We start from the raw sequence: 15,999 nt of genomic DNA, 5'->3' as shown, positions 1-15,999 counted from the left end.
ACGGGTTCCTTTTCACAACCACCAGGAGACTTCGATGATCAAGACAACGTTGGCTGCTTCGCTCCTCGTCTTTGCCGGTCACGCACTCGCACAGATGTCGCCCGTCGGGCTCTGGAAGACCATCGACGACGACACGAAGAAGGAGAAGTCCCTGGTGCGCATCAAGGAAACCAACGGTGTCTACAGCGGCACGATCGAGAGGTTTCTCGATCCGGCCACCAAGGCGGATGCCGTGTGCGACAAGTGCACCGACGAACGCAAGGACAAGCCCATCCTGGGCATGACCATCCTGCGCAACCTCAAGCAGAGCGCAGATGACAAGACCGTGTACGAAGGTGGCGACATCGTCGACCCGAACAACGGCAAGGTCTACCGCTCGCGCCTCAAGCCCATCGAGGAGGGCAAGAAGCTCGAAATGCGCGGCTACATCGGCCCGTTCTACCGCACGCAGGTGTGGCTGCGCGTGGAGTGATCCCAGCCCGAACCGACAACCTGGAAAGTCAATGAACCGATTTCAAGTGAAGAAAGTCGCCGTGCTCGGCGCCGGCGTGATGGGTGCCCAGATCGCTGCGCATCTGGTCAACGTCAAGGTGCCGGTGGTGCTGTTCGACCTGCCCGCCAAGGAAGGCCCCAGGAACGGCATCGTCACCCGCGCGGTGGAAGGCCTGAAGAAGCTCAAGCCGTCGCCGCTCGGTGTGGCGGCCGATGCCGACCTGATCGGCCAGGCCAACTACGAAGAACACATGGAGCAGTTGCGCGATTGCGACCTCATCATCGAGGCCATCGCCGAGCGCATGGACTGGAAGCTCGATCTCTACAGGAAGATCGCCCCTTTCATCGCCGAACACACCATCGTCGCGTCCAACACCTCGGGCCTGTCAATCACGAAGCTGAGCGAGGCGCTGCCCGAGGCCATCAAGCCGCGCTTCTGCGGCATCCACTTCTTCAACCCGCCGCGCTACATGACGCTGGTGGAACTGATCGCCACGCCCACCACCGAGCCACAGATCCTCAACGACCTGGAGACCTTCGTCACCAGCGGCCTGGGCAAGGGCGTGGTGCGTGCCAAGGACACGCCCAACTTCGTGGCCAACCGCATCGGCATCGCCGGCATGCTGGCCACCATGAAGGAGGTGGAAAACTTCGGCCTCACCTACGACGTGGTGGACGACCTCACCGGCAAGCGCCTGGGCCGCGCCAGCAGCGGCACCTTCCGCACCGCCGACGTGGTGGGCCTGGACACCATGGCCCACGTGGTGAAAACCCTGCAGGACAACCTGAGCCTGGAGACCGACCCCTTCTATGGCAGCTTCGGCACACCCCCGGTGCTCAAGGCGCTGATCGAGGCCGGTAACCTGGGCCAGAAGTCCAAGGCGGGCTTTTACAAGAAGGTGGGCCGCGACATTCTGCGTTTCGATCTGGAGAGCAACGACTACGTGCCCGGTGGCGAGAAGGCCGACGAGGTGTATGGCCGCATGCTCAAGCGCCCCGCCGCCGAGCGCCTGAAGCTGCTGCGCAACAGCGAAGGACCGCAGGGTCAGTTCCTCTGGGCGATCCTGCGCAACAGCTTCCACTACGCCGCCGTGCACCTGGCCTCCATCGCCGAGACCGCGCGCGATGTGGACCAGGCGATGCGCTGGGGCTTCGGCATGAAGCAGGGCCCGTTCGAACTGTGGCAGGAAGCCGGCTGGCTCGAGGTGGCCAAGATGATCCAGGAGGACATCGACGCCGGCAAGGCGCTCTCGAAGGCGCCGCTGCCCGACTGGGTGTTCAAGGGCCCGGTGGCCGAGGCCGGCGGGGTGCACACCGCGCAAGGTTCGTGGAACCCCACCCAGGGCGAGTTCCAGGGTCGCCTGCAACTGCCCGTGTACCAGCGACAGCATTTCCCCGAACTGCTGCTCGGCGAAGCCGGCCCGAAGTTCGAGACCGCAGGCAGCACGCTGGAAGAGAACGATTCGATCCGCGTCTGGACGCTGGACGAGCAGGTGCTCATCGCCAGCATCAAGACCAAGATGCACGCCATCAGCCCCGAGGTGTGCGAAGGCCTGATGGCGGCTGTCGAGCTGGCCGAGAAGGAATACCAGGGCCTGGTGATCTGGTCGGGCGACGAGCCCTTCAGCGCCGGCGCCGACCTGCAGGCCATGCTGCCCGCCTTCATGGCCGTGGGCGTGAGCGCCATTGAAGACGCCGAAGGCTTCATGCAGCAGACCATGCTGCGCCTGCGCTACGCCAGCGTGCCGGTGATCTCCGCCGTGCGTGGCCTCGCGCTGGGCGGCGGCTGCGAGATGGCCGTGCACAGCGCGCGCCGGGTGGTGCACATGGAGAGCTACATCGGTCTCGTGGAAGTCGGCGTGGGCCTGGTGCCCGGCGCCGGCGGCCTCACCTACATCGCCCGCCGCGCGGCCGAGAACGCCGAGACTTCGACCGGCAAGGACCTGCTGCCCTTCCTCACCGAAGGCTTCACCGCCGCCGCCATGGCCAAGGTGGGCACCAGCGCCATCGAGTCGCGCAAGCTGGGCTATGTGCTGCATTCCGATGTGATCGTGCCGCACAAGGACGAACTGCTGTACGTCGCCATCAACGAAGCCAAGGGCTTGTTCAACGGTGGCTACCGCGCACCGCACAAACGCTTGTTCCCCGTGGCCGGGCGCGACGGCAAGGCCACCATCCTGGGCAGCCTGGTGAACATGCGCGACGGTGGCTTCATTAGCCAGCACGACTTCCACATCGCTTCGCTGATCGCCAACGTGGTCACCGGCGGTGACGTGGAGGCCGGCACGCTGGTGAGCGAGGAGTACCTGATGACGCTGGAGCGCCAGGCCTTCTGCTCGCTGATCGTGCACCCGAAAACACAGGAACGCATTCTCGGCATGCTCAACACGGGCAAGCCCGTGAGGAATTGACCCACCCCTGCCGCGCTTCGCGCGACCCCCTCAAGGGGGCAACACCAGCGGCCCGGTAAAGCCGGTTCCGCGGTGTTCTGGAAAAGACACTTATGGAGTCAACATGAAACAGATTCAAGACGCCTACATCGTCGCCGCCACCCGCACTCCCATCGGCCGTTCGCACAAGGGCTCCTTCAAGCACCTGCGGCCGGACGACATGCTGGCCCTTGCGCTGCGCTCCGCGCTGGCGCAGGCGCCTGGCCTGGACCCGAAGGCCATCGAAGACGTGATCTGCGGCTGCGCCATCCCCGAAGCGCAGCAGGGCCTGAACGTGGCGCGCATCGGTGCCATCCTGGCTGGCCTGCCCAACAGCGTGGGTGGCATCACCGTCAACCGCTTCTGCGCGTCCGGCCTCTCCGCCGTGCAGATGGCGGCCGACCGCATCCGCGTGGGTGAGGCCGATGTGATGATCGCGGCCGGCACCGAAAGCATGAGCATGGTGCCCATGATGGGCAACTCGCCCAGCCTCTCGCCCACCATCTTCAGCAACACCGACGACGTGGAGAGCTACGGCATCGCCTACGGCATGGGGCTCACCGCCGAAAAGGTGGCGCAGAAGTGGAAGGTCTCGCGCGAGGCGCAGGACGCCTTCGCGCTGCAGTCGCACCAGCGCGCCGTGCTGGCCATGAAGAACGGTGAGTTCAAGGACGAGATCACGCCAGTGGAAGTGACGGAGCGCAGTGTGGACCTGGAAAGCGCCGAGGTCACCACGAGCACCCGTACCGTCAGCCTGGACGAAGGCGCGCGCCCCGACACGTCGATCGAAGGTCTGGCCAAGCTGCGCACCGTGTTCGCCGCGCGCGGCTCCGTCACCGCCGGCAACAGCTCGCAGACCAGCGATGGCGCGGGCGCACTCATCCTCGCCAGCGAGGCTGCCATCCAGCGCTTCGGCCTCACGCCGCTGGCGCGCTTCGTGAGCTATGCCTCGCGCGGCGTGCCGCCGCACCTGATGGGCATCGGTCCGATCGAGGCGATCCCCGCCGCGCTGAAGTACGCCGGCCTCACGCAGGACCAGATCGACTGGATCGAGCTCAACGAAGCCTTCGCAGCGCAGTCGCTCGCCGTCGTCAACACCCTCGGCCTGGATCCGGCCAAGGTCAACCCCATGGGTGGTGCCATCGCGCTGGGCCACCCGCTGGGCGCCACTGGCGCCATCCGCTCGGCCACCGTGGTGCATGCGCTCAAGCGGCACAACAAGAAGTACGGCATGGTGACGATGTGCGTGGGCATGGGTCAGGGCGCCGCCGGAGTGTTCGAAAGGGTCTGACGACCCTACCCCCCGCGCCGCGCCTGCGGCGCGTCACCCCCCTGTGAGGGGGGGCGATGCCTTGGGCCGGCGGAGCCGGACCCTTGGCATCTCTGGAGTGGCGCGCGCGCGCCTGATCGACTGTCGCAGGGTGGACGCGGGATTGTTTTCTTCTCTTGCACACTCGCCGCATGACCACACCGCATTCTCTCGACCAAGCCATCGCCCTCAGCGCCACCGGCCCGCACACCTACAGCGGCGCCACCTCGCCGGCCTACGGCAACATGGTGGGGCCCTTCGGCGGTGTCACTGCGGCCACGGTGATGCAAGCCGTCATGCTGCATCCCGAGCGGCTGGGTGAACCGATCTCGCTGACGGTGAACTACGCGGCCGCGCTGGCCGATGGACCCTTCACGCTGACTGCGCGGCCGGTGCGCACCAACCGATCGACCCAGCACTGGCTGCTGGAGATCACCCAGCCCGATGCGAAGGGTATGCCCGCCACGGTGCTCACCGCCACGGCCGTCACGGCCGTGCGGCGCGAGACCTGGAGCGTGGACGATGAGCCCATGCCGGTGGTGCCCGCGCCCGACGGCGTTCCCCGCGCCAACATGGCGCCGCAGGTCGCATGGCCCCGGCGTTACGCGATGCGTTTCATCACCGGCGCCATTCCCGAGCGCTGGGATGGCCAGGGCGACTCCAGCCTGTTGCAGATGTGGGTGCGCGACGAACCTGGCCGTGTGCTCGACTTCCCCGGCCTCACCGCGCTGGCCGATGTGTTCTACCCGCGCGTGTGGCTGCGCCGCGCCAGGCCGGTGCCGACCGGCACGGTGTCGATGACGGTGTATTTTCACGCCGGCCCGGCCCAGCTCGCCGCCACCGGCAGGGGCTGGCTGCTCGCGCAAGCTCGCGGCCAGGTGTTTCGCAACGGCTTCTTCGACCAGACGGCACAGCTCTGGAACGAGGCGGGCCTGCTGCTCGCCACCACGCACCAGATCGTCTACTACAAGGAGTAGATGGCCCCCCCCTGCCGCGATGCGCGCGACCCCCTCAAGGGGGCGACACCAGCGGCCTGGCAGAGCCAGTACCGCGGTGTCTGCTGGAAGTAGACCCTGGCGCGCCGGCCGGTGTCCTCATGGCCGTCCCAGGAATAGATAGAGCCCGGTGTAGCCGCGTGGTGCGCTCACCACGCTCAGGTACAGCGGGCCGATGCCGGTGTCCGCCCCCACGAACAGGCTGGCGCCGCTGCGCATGTCCTTGATCGAGATGTCGCGGCGCGCCGTCCAGGCGTTGCCCGCTTCCAGCGAGCCGCCCACGAACAGCGCCCGCGCCACGCCCACGCTCCACGGCAGCCGGCGGTAGTAGGTCAGGCGGCCGAACACCAGGTAGTTGCCCGCCACCTGCCCCGCGCGGTAGCCCGAGAGTTGCTGGAAACCGCCCAGCGCGTACTCGTCGATCGCGCCGACCGGAATCTGGCTCGCGTACGCGAAGCGCGCGCCCACGTTGAAGGTGTGCACCCCCCAGCTCTTCACGCCCGTGGCCGTGCCTTCCAGGCGCGTGAAGCTGCCGCTGTTCTCGTCGTCGCGGAAAGAACGGCGGCCGATCACGACCTCGCCCTTGGCCCGGTAGCCCTGCGATGGAAAGTTCGCGAAGTCAAGCTGGTCGGCGATGACGGCCGCGCGCACACCCACTTCGCTCCACACCAGCGAGCCTTGCGCTTCGCCCGGCATCAGCCCGGCGATGAGTTCGGGTTTGACCTTGCGGCGCGCCGCCACCAGGCCCACGCGCATGTCCCCCACGTTGCCGAGCAGGCCCATCGGCCACCCGATGTCCGCGCCCACCTGGATGCCCTGGCGCTGCACCACGGCGGCCATGTCGCCGTCGGTGGTGTAGAGATCGACGCGGCGCAGGTTCGCGTCCACATAGGCGGCCACGAAGCGGTCGCTGTGCAGGTTCAGCGGCTGATAGAGCTCGGAGTACAGGCCCAGTGTCTCACCCAACTGCACGCGGTTGCGCCATTCGGCGCCGCTGTCGTTCAGCCAGTGCCGGTTGTGGCTGATGCGCAGGTTGAACGCGCCCTGACCCTGGAAATCGGTGCGCAGGTCCAGCCCCACGCGCAGGTAGTTCGGGCCCCAGGCGTTCTCGCGTAGCTGCAGTGTGAGGTCTTCCGCACCGTCGTCGCGCCGCGTGAGCGTGTAGTCCACGCGCTCGTAGTCGCCCGAGGCCGCGAGCTTCTGCATGTCGCGTTCCAGCGTGGGCACGTCCAGCCGCCGGCCCTCGCTGGTTTCGAGTGCCGTGGCCAGGCGGGCGGCGTGCGCCTCGTTCACGCCCTCGAATTTCACCGAGGCCACCGCGCCGATGCGCCCGGTGTTCGCCTGCGCCTGTGCCTCGCGCGTGGCCACCCAGCGCTGGTAACGGGGCGCATCCACCGAGAAGCGGGCCAGCGCGTCCGCCACGGTCTTTCCGTAGTCGTGGCCGATCTTCACCAGCTCGGGCGCCTTGCCGAAATCGCCCGAGGTGAGCTGTTCCAGTGGCGGCGCCAGCAGCAGATCGTTGGGCGTGAGCGTGGCGATGCTGGCCTGCACGTTCTGTTCGGTGAGGATGTTCACCATCTGCGTGGTGATGCCCACCACGCTGCCCAGCGTCTCGCGGCCGGCCAGCGGCGTGCCGATGTTCACCGCGATCACCACGTCCGCGCCCATGCGGCGTGCCACGTCCACCGGCAGGTTGTTGACCAGCCCACCGTCGCCCAGGATGCGCCCGTCCACCGCCAGCGGCGAGAACACGCCGGGCACCGACATGCTGGCGCGCAGGGCCGCCGCAAGGTCACCGTGGTCCATGACCACCGCCTTGCCGGTCTCCATGTCGGTGGCCACGGCGCGGAACGGCGTGGGCAGGCCGTCGAAGCTGGCCAGGTGGCGCGTGGACAGGGTGTAGCGGCGCAGCAGCATTTCCAGCGAGCGGCTGGAGACCGCGCCCGTCGGCAGCACGAACTGGCCATCGCGAAAACCCAGCATCAGCACCGGCGAGAGCTCGAAGTCCTCTTCCTTGCGGCGCTGCGACAGCAGCTGGCGCGGCTCGCGGCGGTCGAAAAGATCGCCCCAGCTCACCGCGAGAATTTCGCGCTCCAGGTCGTCCGCGCTCATGCCGCTGGCGTACAGCCCGCCGACGATGGCGCCCATCGAGGTGCCAACGATCAGGTCCACAGGCACGCGCGCGGCCTCCAGCGCCTTGAGCACGCCCACGTGCGCGAAACCCCGCGCGCCACCGCCCGAGAGCACCAGGCCCACGCGTGGCCGCTCGGCCGAGGGTGTGGAGGGCGCCTGCGCCTGCGCCAGCAACGGCACGCCGGCCAGGCACAGGGCCAGCAGGCCGCTCAGGCCATGGACAAGGAAAGAGGAACGGCGGGACGGCATGAAACGGCACCTGTGGACAGCGTCGGCGCCGCAGCGCCTGGAAGCGGCAAGTGTAGGGGGGCGACCGGGGCGCGGGTGCTGCTGAAACACGCTGTCACGCACCGGTCAACCGCCTGGCGAGGTGTCTAAAAAAGCACGCTCGTTCGTGGTAATTTTCGGGTCCCTTCCTCGCACCTCCAGAGACACCCATGAGCGACATCCTCGTCCACACCGAAGCCGGCGTCAGCACCATCACCTTCAACCGCCCGGACAAGAAGAACTCCATCACCTCGGCCATGTATGGCCAGCTGGCCGACGCGCTGCAGGCCGCTCAGGACGACACCAGCGTGCGCTGCGTTGTGATCCAGGGCAATGAGACCATCTTCTCGGCCGGCAACGACATCGCCGACTTCCTCAACAACCCGCCCGCCGGCATGGATTCGCCGGTGTTCCGCTTCCTGCGCGGTATCGCGCAGTTCCCCAAGCCGCTGGTGGCCGCCGTGTGCGGCCCGGCCGTGGGCATCGGCACCACGATGCTGTTCCATTGCGACCTCGTCTATGCCGGCGACAACGCCGCCTTCTCCATGCCCTTCGTCAACCTCGGCATCTGTCCCGAAGCGGCGTCGAGCATGCTGGTACCGCAGATGTTCGGCTACCACCGCGCCGCCGAGGCGCTGATGCTGGGTGAGCCTTTCATGGCCGAAGCCGCGCTCGAAGTGGGGCTGGTCAACCGTGTGCTGCCGCCCACCGAGGCCGCTTCCTACGCGCAGGCCGTGGCCCGCAAGCTTGCCGCCAAACCGCTGAGCTCGGTGGTGGAGACCAAACGCCTGATGAAGAAGAGCCAAAGCCAGCAGGTGCTCGCCGTGATGGCCGAGGAGGGCGCCAGCTTCGGTCGCATGCTGGGTGAACCCGCCGCGCGCGAGGCGTTCAGCGCGTTCATGGAACGCCGCAAGCCGGACTTCTCGAAGGTGTGACGGCGTCACATATCGGCCATTCGTCCATGAAAAAGGCCTCGCGAGTGCGAGGCCTTTTTGTCTGAAGCGCCTGGGTTCAGTCCGCGCAGACGTAGGACGCGGCCAGTGCGGTGTCACCCGACACGTACCGGGGGTGCTGCGGGTACGAGCACATCGGGAGCGACTTGGCGCCTGCGGTGACCGTGGGGTTCTTGGCCGGTGCCTGGTTCTTCTCCACCCAGTCCACCACCATCTGCAGACCATTGAACGCGTTGGGAATCGCGGCCGAGGGAATGGTGTCGCCATCGCCATTGACCGTGTGGTTGTTGCCGGACAGGCCATGACCGGTCTGCGGCAACACCCACAGGCGAGCGAAGGCGTCGAGCACCGGTCGGGTCATCGTGGTCAGGACCGACTGGTAGTAGTCCAGTTGCGCGCCGGTGGAGGCCAGGCTGTCGTTCGAGCCGATGGTGATGAGCACCTTGCCGCCGCGCCGGTAGAACGGCGAGAGATCCGGGTTGGTGGCGTCCAGGTAGCGCGAGATCTGCACGCGCCGCGCGTTGAGGATGCCGCCTTCCACATAGTCCAGCGGGTTCGCGTTCAGGTCCTTCATCAGGAAGCCGGTCACGCCGAGGATGCCCAGGTGGCTGTGCATGGTCGCACCCGGATCGGCGCCTTCCTGCCCGATGTAGCGGGCGGGGACCAGCAGGCCGGAACCACCGGGGTCGGTCGTGGGCGCCCACATGCCGAACGAGGTGACGCCGTTGGCCAGCGGCGTGGCGAAGTTGTAAGGCGAGTAGATGAAGTTCAGCGTCTCGATCTGCCCATCGGTGAAGCAGGCGCTGGCCGTGTTGTCGGTCGGGTTGGGATCGACGTTGCCCGGGCATCGCTTGTTCAGCCAGGGATTGCGGCCGGGCGTGCCGGCCTTGACATTGAAGATGTCGCGGCAGGCCTGGTAATTGTTGATGATGCCGTCCGCCAGTCCGTCGAGCTTGTCGCACTGGCGGATGAATTCCTGGCGGATCGCGGCCACCTTGACGGGTGGCACCCAGTTGGCCAGTGGCTTTTCCTGGATGCGGATCAGTTCGGGGGCCAGCAGCAGGGTGGAGAAATTGACGATGGGCACCGTGAGCGCCGCGCCGTCGTAGTCGGCCGGGTAGCGCTGCATTACGGTGAGGCCTTCACGGCCACCTTGCGAGCCGCCCTGCCAGTACGTGAAGCGGGGTTTCTGGCCGTACATGCGCTCGGTCAGCTTGACGCCCACGTCGCGCGTCTTCTTCATCTGCATGAAGGCCAGGTTCATCATGGCTTCTTCGTTCAGCGCCCAGGTCGAGTCCAGGAAGCTGTGGCCGGAGTCGCTGCCCCAGGTGGCCGCGCCCAGGGCGAGGATGGCGGCGGACGGAGCACCCGGCGGGAAGCCGTTCATGCCGCCACCGCCGGTGTGCACCGCGCGCAGGCTCCAGCTCGAGGGCAGCGAGACGCGGAAGTTGATCGCCGGTGCGCTCGGGTCCACCGCATAGATGGCGCCCGTGAGCGAGCAATAGGCCTGGTTCGAGCCTGCCGCGGCGGTCCATACGGGCGCATTCAGCGTCACCGCGGCCACCGGCTCGCCAATGTCCGCCGACGCCACGGTGGTGCCGAGCCTGGCGGCCGTGCAGTCGGCCGCCGTGATGGTCACAGGTGCTGCTTCCGGCAACAGCGAGCCCGGTGCGGGTATGGCCAGGGAGGGCTCGGGCGTGGCCGGCGGTGTGGCGTCACCACCTCCTCCACCGCCGCATGCCGAGAGCAGGACTGCCGTGCTGGCCGCCGCGAGGGCGACCATCTTGACTTGAAACATGGGGGGTCTCCTACGTGTGTTTGTGATTTGTTGCGAACGATTTGCATCCCGTTCGCTTCATAAGATTAGTTCAGTTAACTAAATAAAAGACGAGGAAAAACCCTAGCTGTGGAGCGGGCAGAATCCAGGGTCTCCGCACTTCGCTGCAGGGAACACTCCGATGAACAACCAGCGCAGCCCCAGAACGCCGTCTTCCGCCAAACCGGCCCGGAACAAGCCGCAGCCGCGCGAACACAACGCGGCCTCGCCATCCGCGCCGGCCGCGCCGCTGAAGCCGCCACGCGCCAGGGCGGAAGAGCCCAAGCTCGCCATGGAATCCACGCCCGCCGGGCGTCTGCGCGAAGGCCCATTGCAACAGTTGCTTGGCTATCAGCTGGCGCAGGCCTCCATCGTCACCATCGCCCTGTTCCAGGACGTGGTGGGCAATCCGCATGCCTTGCGCACGGTCGAATACACCCTGCTGGCGCTGATCCAGGCCAATCCCCGTGTGTCCCCCGCCCAACTCACCAAAGCCCTCGGCCTGAGCGCCCCCTACATCACCAACGGTCTCGACAAACTGGCCGGGCGCGGGCTGATAGTTCGTGAAACAAATGAAAATGACAGGCGGGGATTCCATCTCTCGGTCACTGCCCAGGGCGAATCCCTGGCGCAGACATTCACCACGCAGTTGCTGGAGAACGAGCGGGCGAAGTTCAAGACCCTGACCCCGGCCGAGCACCTCATGCTCACGGAGTTGCTGCACAAGCTGGCGCGTTCCCGCTGAACGCGGCCGGTCCAGCGTCCGTCACCCCGGTGACGGGCCGGACTTGGTACCTGCCCGGGTACTGTATATAATGACAGTATCATGTCCGTCGCCCGCAAGATCCGCATCCTCGCCGATGCCGCGAAGTACGACGCGTCCTGCGCCTCCAGTGGTGGCACGCGTCGGGATTCGAGCGACCAGCAGGGCCTGGGCTCCAACGAGGGCATGGGCATCTGCCACAGCTACGCACCCGACGGGCGCTGCATCTCGCTGCTGAAGATCCTCCTCACCAACTGGTGCGTGTACGACTGCCTCTATTGCGTCAACCGCGTCTCCAGTGATGTGGAGCGCGCGCGGTTCACCGTGGAAGAGGTGGTGAACCTCACGCTGGACTTCTACCGGCGCAATGTCATCGAAGGCCTGTTCCTCAGCTCGGGCATCATCCGCTCGCCCGACTACACCATGGAACAGCTCGCCGAGGTGGCGCGCCAGCTGCGCGAGGTGCATGGCTTTCGCGGCTACATCCACCTCAAGACCATTCCCGACGCCGACGAAGCGCTGCTCGCACGCGCAGGGCGTTATGCGGACCGGCTCAGCATCAACATCGAGCTGCCCAGCCAGACCTCGCTGGACGCGCTCGCACCCGGCAAGAGCAGCCAGCAGATCCGGCAATCGATGGCCGGCATCCGCCTGAAGCTGGACGAAGCGCGTGAACAGAAGGTGCACGCACAGCAGATCCGCTCGCTGCCCGGCCGCGCCCCCGCGCGGACCACGCCGCCGCGCTTTGCGCCCGCCGGCCAGAGCACGCAGATGATCGTCGGCGCGGATGCCTCGGACGACCGCAGCATCCTGCAGGTCAGTGCCGGGCTGTACGCGGGCTACCGCCTCAAGCGCGTGTACTACTCGGCCTTCAGCCCGATCCCCCACGCCAGCGCCAGGCTGCCGGGCCAGGCCGCGCCGCTGGTGCGCGAGCACCGGCTCTACCAGGCCGACTGGCTGATGCGCTTCTATGGGTTCGACGCCAGCGAACTGGTGTTGCCCGGCGGCATGCTGTCGATGGACATGGACCCCAAGCTCGCGTGGGCGCTCGCGCACCCCGAGCTGTTTCCCGTCGACGTGAACCGCGCGCCGCGTGAAACGCTGCTGCGTGTGCCCGGCCTTGGTGTGCATTCGGTGCAGCGCCTGCTGGCCGCGCGCCGCGTGCGCCAGGTGCGCCGCGCGGACATGGAGCGGCTGGGCACGGCCGGCCGCAAGGCGCTGGATTTTGTGAACCTGCCAGACCACCGTCCCGGTGCGGTCCCGCTGTCGCGCGGTCCTTCGTTGCCTGCCGCGCGCCAACCCGCTCGCGGTGCGGGCACGCAGCCCGATCTGTTCGGCTGGGCCGCACCACAGGTCGTTGCCGCCTGAGACATGCCATGCACTGGACGGTGGAGTGCGATGCCAGCGATGCGACCGTGGCGTTGCGCGCGCTCTCATCGGCGATCGCCTGTGGTGCGCAGCCCGACGACGTGACATGGCGCGACGGCGCCCGGATGCAGGGCGATCTTCTGTGCGACGAGGGGGCGGGTGTGGCCGCGCCACCGCCCGAAACGATGCCCTTGCGCGCCCTGCGATCGTTGCCCACCGGCGCGATGGCGCTGGCCGAAACGGTGGCCATGCACGCCGACCCCGACCGTTTCCAGCGCCTGCACGCGTGGGCGCTCGACCTGAAAACGGACCCCCGCCGCTGGCGCGACACGCTGGACCCGCGCCGCCTCGTGCTGGAACGCATGGCGCGCGAGGTGCGGCGCGAGATCCACAAGATGCACGCCTTCGTGCGCTTCCGCCAGATCGACGACGGCGCAGAGGTGCGCTACGCCGCGTGGTTCGAGCCGGTGCACCACATCGTGCGCGCTGCCGCCCCGTTTTTTGCGCAGCGCTTCGCTGCGATGCACTGGGCCATCCTCACCCCGCGCCTGTGCGTGCACTGGAACCGCGAAGGTCTGGTGTTCTCGCCCGGGGCCGACCGCTCGCTGGCTCCTGCGGCCGACGCGGGCGAAGCGCTGTGGCTCGACTACTACCGCAGCATCTTCAACCCTTCGCGTCTCAAGACCGCCGCCATGATGCGCGAGATGCCCCGGCGCTACTGGCACAACCTGCCGGAAACGCGAGCCATCACCGAACTCATCCAGACCGCGCCGCAGCGCAGTGCCCGCATGGTGGCGCAGGCCAGCGAATCACAACGGCGGAGGCCGACCGAGTTACCGCGCGCGGTGCCGCACACGCCGCGCACCCCACAGGAGCAGCTGGACGACCTGGGCCGGCGCGCGCGCCATTGTTCGGCATGCCCCGTCGCCTGCGCCGCGACGCAGACCGTGTGGGGCGAAGGGCGTGTGGGCGCGCGGCTGATGATCGTGGGCGAGCAGCCGGGCGATCACGAAGACCTCGCAGGCCGGCCCTTCGTCGGCCCCGCCGGTTCGCTGCTGCGCCAGGCCATCGCCGAACTCGGCTGGCCCGAGGCGGAGCTCTACCTCACCAACGCCGTCAAGCACTTCCACTTTCTCGCGCGGGGCAAGCGGCGCATCCACAAGACGCCGGGCCAGCGCGCCGTGGAGGCCTGTGAGCAGTGGCTGGAGGCGGAGATCCGCCTGGTGGCGCCGCGGGCCATCCTCGCGCTGGGCGCCACCGCCGCGTCCAGCCTGCTGGGCGAACCGGTGGGGGTGGCGCAAAGCCAAGGACGCTGGCTGAGGCGTACGGACGGCCTGCCCGTCTGGGTGGTGCACCACCCGGCGGCAGTGCTGCGGCGTTCCGCGTCCGGTGCTCCCTGTTTCGGTGATTGGGTCGCGGCCATGCGGCCTGCGTGGGAGCCCGATCAGGTCAGTGCCTCGCAGCGTGCAAGCCGGACCACTGTCACGCCCTGACGGGCCTGGCGCGTCGAGGGCATCACGAGAACGCAGTTGTCGTAGGGCGTCCTGACCGGTTCGCCGTCGTTGTCCCCGATCACGGTACCGGCCTGCGGTATCCGCTCCAGGCCTTGAAAGGGATGGGTGAAGGTGAAATTCGGGCTTTTGGCCACCACCGCATCCGTCACGTTCAAGGCCCATTGCCGAGCCGCATCGGGCTTCTTCCAGCCGGGCAGCGACCGCCGTGCCGATGCCTCGGCGAGTGTGCCGGCCACCGTCAGGAAGCGGATGCACTGGTCGCGGGCCACACCCACACTGGCGCGGTCGCCGTGGTATCCACACTCGATGAGCAGCGAGCGGGTATCGGGCTGGTCGTGGTCGGGCATGCCGAATGGACCGTAGTCGCGCATGCGAACACCATCCTGGTGGCCAGCGTCCACCACCACATGTTCCGGAGATCGCAGCTGGCGTGCCAGCGCGACGTTGCGCGGATGGGTTCCCGCCAGCGACAGGGGCAGGCCGGGCTCGTGCATGGAGTGCAGGTCGAGCAGCCAGTCCGTTCGTTTCACGAAGGGTTCCAGTTCGGCGGCACGCTGGCGTTCCCGGGTGCTGGCGCTGGCCATGCGCGCGGGCGACCACTGCCGGTTCAGGTCTTCTTCGACAAACCGCGACGCGTCGGTATCGCTCTCATCGAACCGGTCGAAGGCATCGAGGTTGCAGAACGCCAGGGTCAGCGAACCGCGTTCGGGGCGCACGCCGGCATCCAGCAGTTCCTTCAAGACCCAGGCGCCGCAGAGCTCGTTGCCATGCACCAGCGCACTGAGCATGACACGCCGCCCCGGTGCGCTCGAATCGAAATGCCAGACACCTTCCACGCCGGTGTTGCCGGCGCGCCATTTCCCGAGATCGGGTGGAGTCAGCTCAAACACGTTGCCACTCATTCCTTGATGTTCGCGAACTCGACGATCTTCTGGTACTTGTCCGATTCCTCCGCCAGAAAGCGGCCCATCTCGACATGGAGCGGTGCCACGGTGGAACCGCTGTCCTCCAGCTTCTTCCTGAACTCGGGCGTCTGCAGCGATTCGGCCAGGGCCTTGCGCAGGCGCGCCGTGACGGCCTCGGGCAGCTGAGGCGGCGCCATGAGGGCGAACCACACGCTGATGTCCGTGTGCCTGAGCGCGGGATGGTCGGCGAGGGGCTTGATTTCCGGGGCGACGGTCGAGCGCTTCTTTTCGGTGAGACCCAGCGCCACCACCTTGCCGCTGCGGATGTGGGGCAGTCCGCTGGACAGCACATACACGCCGAAATCGACCGTGCCGGCGTACAGATCCGTCGTCAGCGGACCGACGCCCCGATAGGGGATGTGCGACATGAACAGGCCTGCCTGCTGCTTCACCATTTCGGCAGAGAGATGCAGCGCCGTCCCCACGCCGGAGCTGCCGTAGGTGTACTTGCCGGGCCGCGCCTTGACCGCCGCAATGAACTGATCCACCGATGTGATGCCGCTCTGCGTGGAGGCGACCAGCACCATGGGCTGCGAGGCCACCAGGCCGATCGGTGTGAAGTCCTTGTAGCTGTACTTCACCGCGGGGGAGATCAAGCGGTTGATCGCGATCTCGTTGTTGGCGCCGAGCAGCAGTGTGTACCCGTCAGGTGCCGCGCGGGAGACCTTGTGCGCTCCGATGGCGCCGCCGGCGCCTCCCACGTTTTCCACCACGACCGGCACCCCCAGCTTTTTTGACAATTGGTCGGCCACGGCGCGGCCGGTCAGGTCCGTGCTGCCGCCCGGTGGGTAGGCCACCACGACCGTGATGGGCCGGTCGGGGTAGGTGTCGGTCTGGCCATGGGCTGAGGGCGCGAGGACCGTGGCCAGAACGACCGAGAGTGCCGGAGCAAGGCGCGGGGAAAGAAATCGCATGGGTGTCTCCTGTCTTGAATAACGGCGATTCTTGATTTCCCGTCGGTCGTCCGATGTGCTGAAACGGCACCAATCCGTGCC

General features: G+C 67.4%; 12 protein-coding genes. 8 read left to right on the top strand and 4 right to left on the bottom strand.

Features of this window, described 5'->3' with window-relative positions:
* Positions 1–34: 34 nt before the first annotated feature.
* The 4 genes from J2X09_RS19995 (at position 35) to J2X09_RS19980 (ending at position 5,207) form a co-directional block, all read left to right on the top strand.
* Positions 35–472, top strand: a complete 438-nt coding sequence (locus J2X09_RS19995; protein WP_204735031.1) for a DUF2147 domain-containing protein — start codon at positions 35–37, stop codon at positions 470–472.
* 31 nt (positions 473–503) lie between these two features.
* Positions 504–2,903: a 3-hydroxyacyl-CoA dehydrogenase/enoyl-CoA hydratase family protein gene (locus tag J2X09_RS19990; protein ID WP_204735030.1), complete on the top strand. Its 2,400-nt coding sequence runs from the start codon at positions 504–506 to the stop codon at positions 2,901–2,903.
* A gap of 103 nt (positions 2,904–3,006) precedes the next feature.
* Entirely contained in the window at positions 3,007–4,212 is a 1,206-nt protein-coding gene (locus J2X09_RS19985) for an acetyl-CoA C-acyltransferase (RefSeq protein WP_204735029.1), read from the top strand.
* 170 nt (positions 4,213–4,382) lie between these two features.
* Positions 4,383–5,207 carry an acyl-CoA thioesterase gene (locus J2X09_RS19980; RefSeq protein WP_204735028.1) on the top strand — a complete coding sequence of 275 codons (825 nt, stop codon included), beginning with the start codon at positions 4,383–4,385 and terminating at the stop codon, positions 5,205–5,207.
* A 117-nt stretch (positions 5,208–5,324) separates the two neighbouring features.
* On the opposite strand, the gene J2X09_RS19975 is transcribed toward J2X09_RS19980, so the two are convergent.
* Positions 5,325–7,607 carry a patatin-like phospholipase family protein gene (locus J2X09_RS19975; RefSeq protein ID WP_204735027.1) on the bottom strand — a complete coding sequence of 761 codons (2,283 nt, stop codon included), beginning with the start codon at positions 7,605–7,607 and terminating at the stop codon, positions 5,325–5,327.
* A gap of 188 nt (positions 7,608–7,795) precedes the next feature.
* Between J2X09_RS19975 and J2X09_RS19970 the strand changes: the two genes are divergently transcribed.
* A complete protein-coding gene (locus tag J2X09_RS19970; protein WP_204735026.1) occupies positions 7,796–8,560 on the top strand; it encodes an enoyl-CoA hydratase in 765 nt (254 codons plus the stop codon).
* Between the two features lie 76 nt (positions 8,561–8,636).
* Here J2X09_RS19970 and J2X09_RS19965 read toward each other — a convergent pair whose 3' ends face one another.
* Entirely contained in the window at positions 8,637–10,376 is a 1,740-nt protein-coding gene (locus J2X09_RS19965) for a tannase/feruloyl esterase family alpha/beta hydrolase (protein ID WP_204735025.1), read from the bottom strand.
* A 160-nt stretch (positions 10,377–10,536) separates the two neighbouring features.
* Here J2X09_RS19965 and J2X09_RS19960 point away from each other — a divergent pair, with 160 nt between their 5' ends.
* The 3 genes from J2X09_RS19960 (at position 10,537) to J2X09_RS19950 (ending at position 14,018) form a co-directional block, all read left to right on the top strand.
* Positions 10,537–11,139: a MarR family winged helix-turn-helix transcriptional regulator gene (locus J2X09_RS19960; protein ID WP_204735024.1), complete on the top strand. Its 603-nt coding sequence runs from the start codon at positions 10,537–10,539 to the stop codon at positions 11,137–11,139.
* 81 nt (positions 11,140–11,220) lie between these two features.
* Positions 11,221–12,525 (top strand): putative DNA modification/repair radical SAM protein, encoded by a 1,305-nt coding sequence (locus J2X09_RS19955; protein ID WP_204735023.1) that lies wholly within the window; start codon positions 11,221–11,223, stop codon positions 12,523–12,525.
* A gap of 8 nt (positions 12,526–12,533) precedes the next feature.
* Entirely contained in the window at positions 12,534–14,018 is a 1,485-nt protein-coding gene (locus J2X09_RS19950; protein WP_204735022.1) for a UdgX family uracil-DNA binding protein, read from the top strand.
* Here the strand turns inward: J2X09_RS19950 and J2X09_RS19945 are convergent.
* Both J2X09_RS19945 and J2X09_RS19940 read right to left on the bottom strand, forming a co-directional pair.
* Positions 13,970–14,941 carry a M14 family metallopeptidase gene (locus J2X09_RS19945; protein WP_204735021.1) on the bottom strand — a complete coding sequence of 324 codons (972 nt, stop codon included), beginning with the start codon at positions 14,939–14,941 and terminating at the stop codon, positions 13,970–13,972. The genes J2X09_RS19950 and J2X09_RS19945 overlap by 49 nt on opposite strands.
* Positions 14,938–15,918 (bottom strand): Bug family tripartite tricarboxylate transporter substrate binding protein, encoded by a 981-nt coding sequence (locus J2X09_RS19940; RefSeq protein WP_204735020.1) that lies wholly within the window; start codon positions 15,916–15,918, stop codon positions 14,938–14,940. Before J2X09_RS19940 ends, J2X09_RS19945 begins: the two co-directional genes overlap by 4 nt.
* Between the last annotated feature and the right edge of the window lie 81 nt (positions 15,919–15,999).

The organism is Hydrogenophaga laconesensis, assembly GCF_031457235.1.
Taxonomy (GTDB): Bacteria; Pseudomonadota; Gammaproteobacteria; order Burkholderiales; family Burkholderiaceae_C; genus Hydrogenophaga; species Hydrogenophaga laconesensis.
The sequence above is the reverse complement of the archived record's forward strand: the minus strand, read 5'-3'. Positions and strand labels throughout refer to the sequence as shown.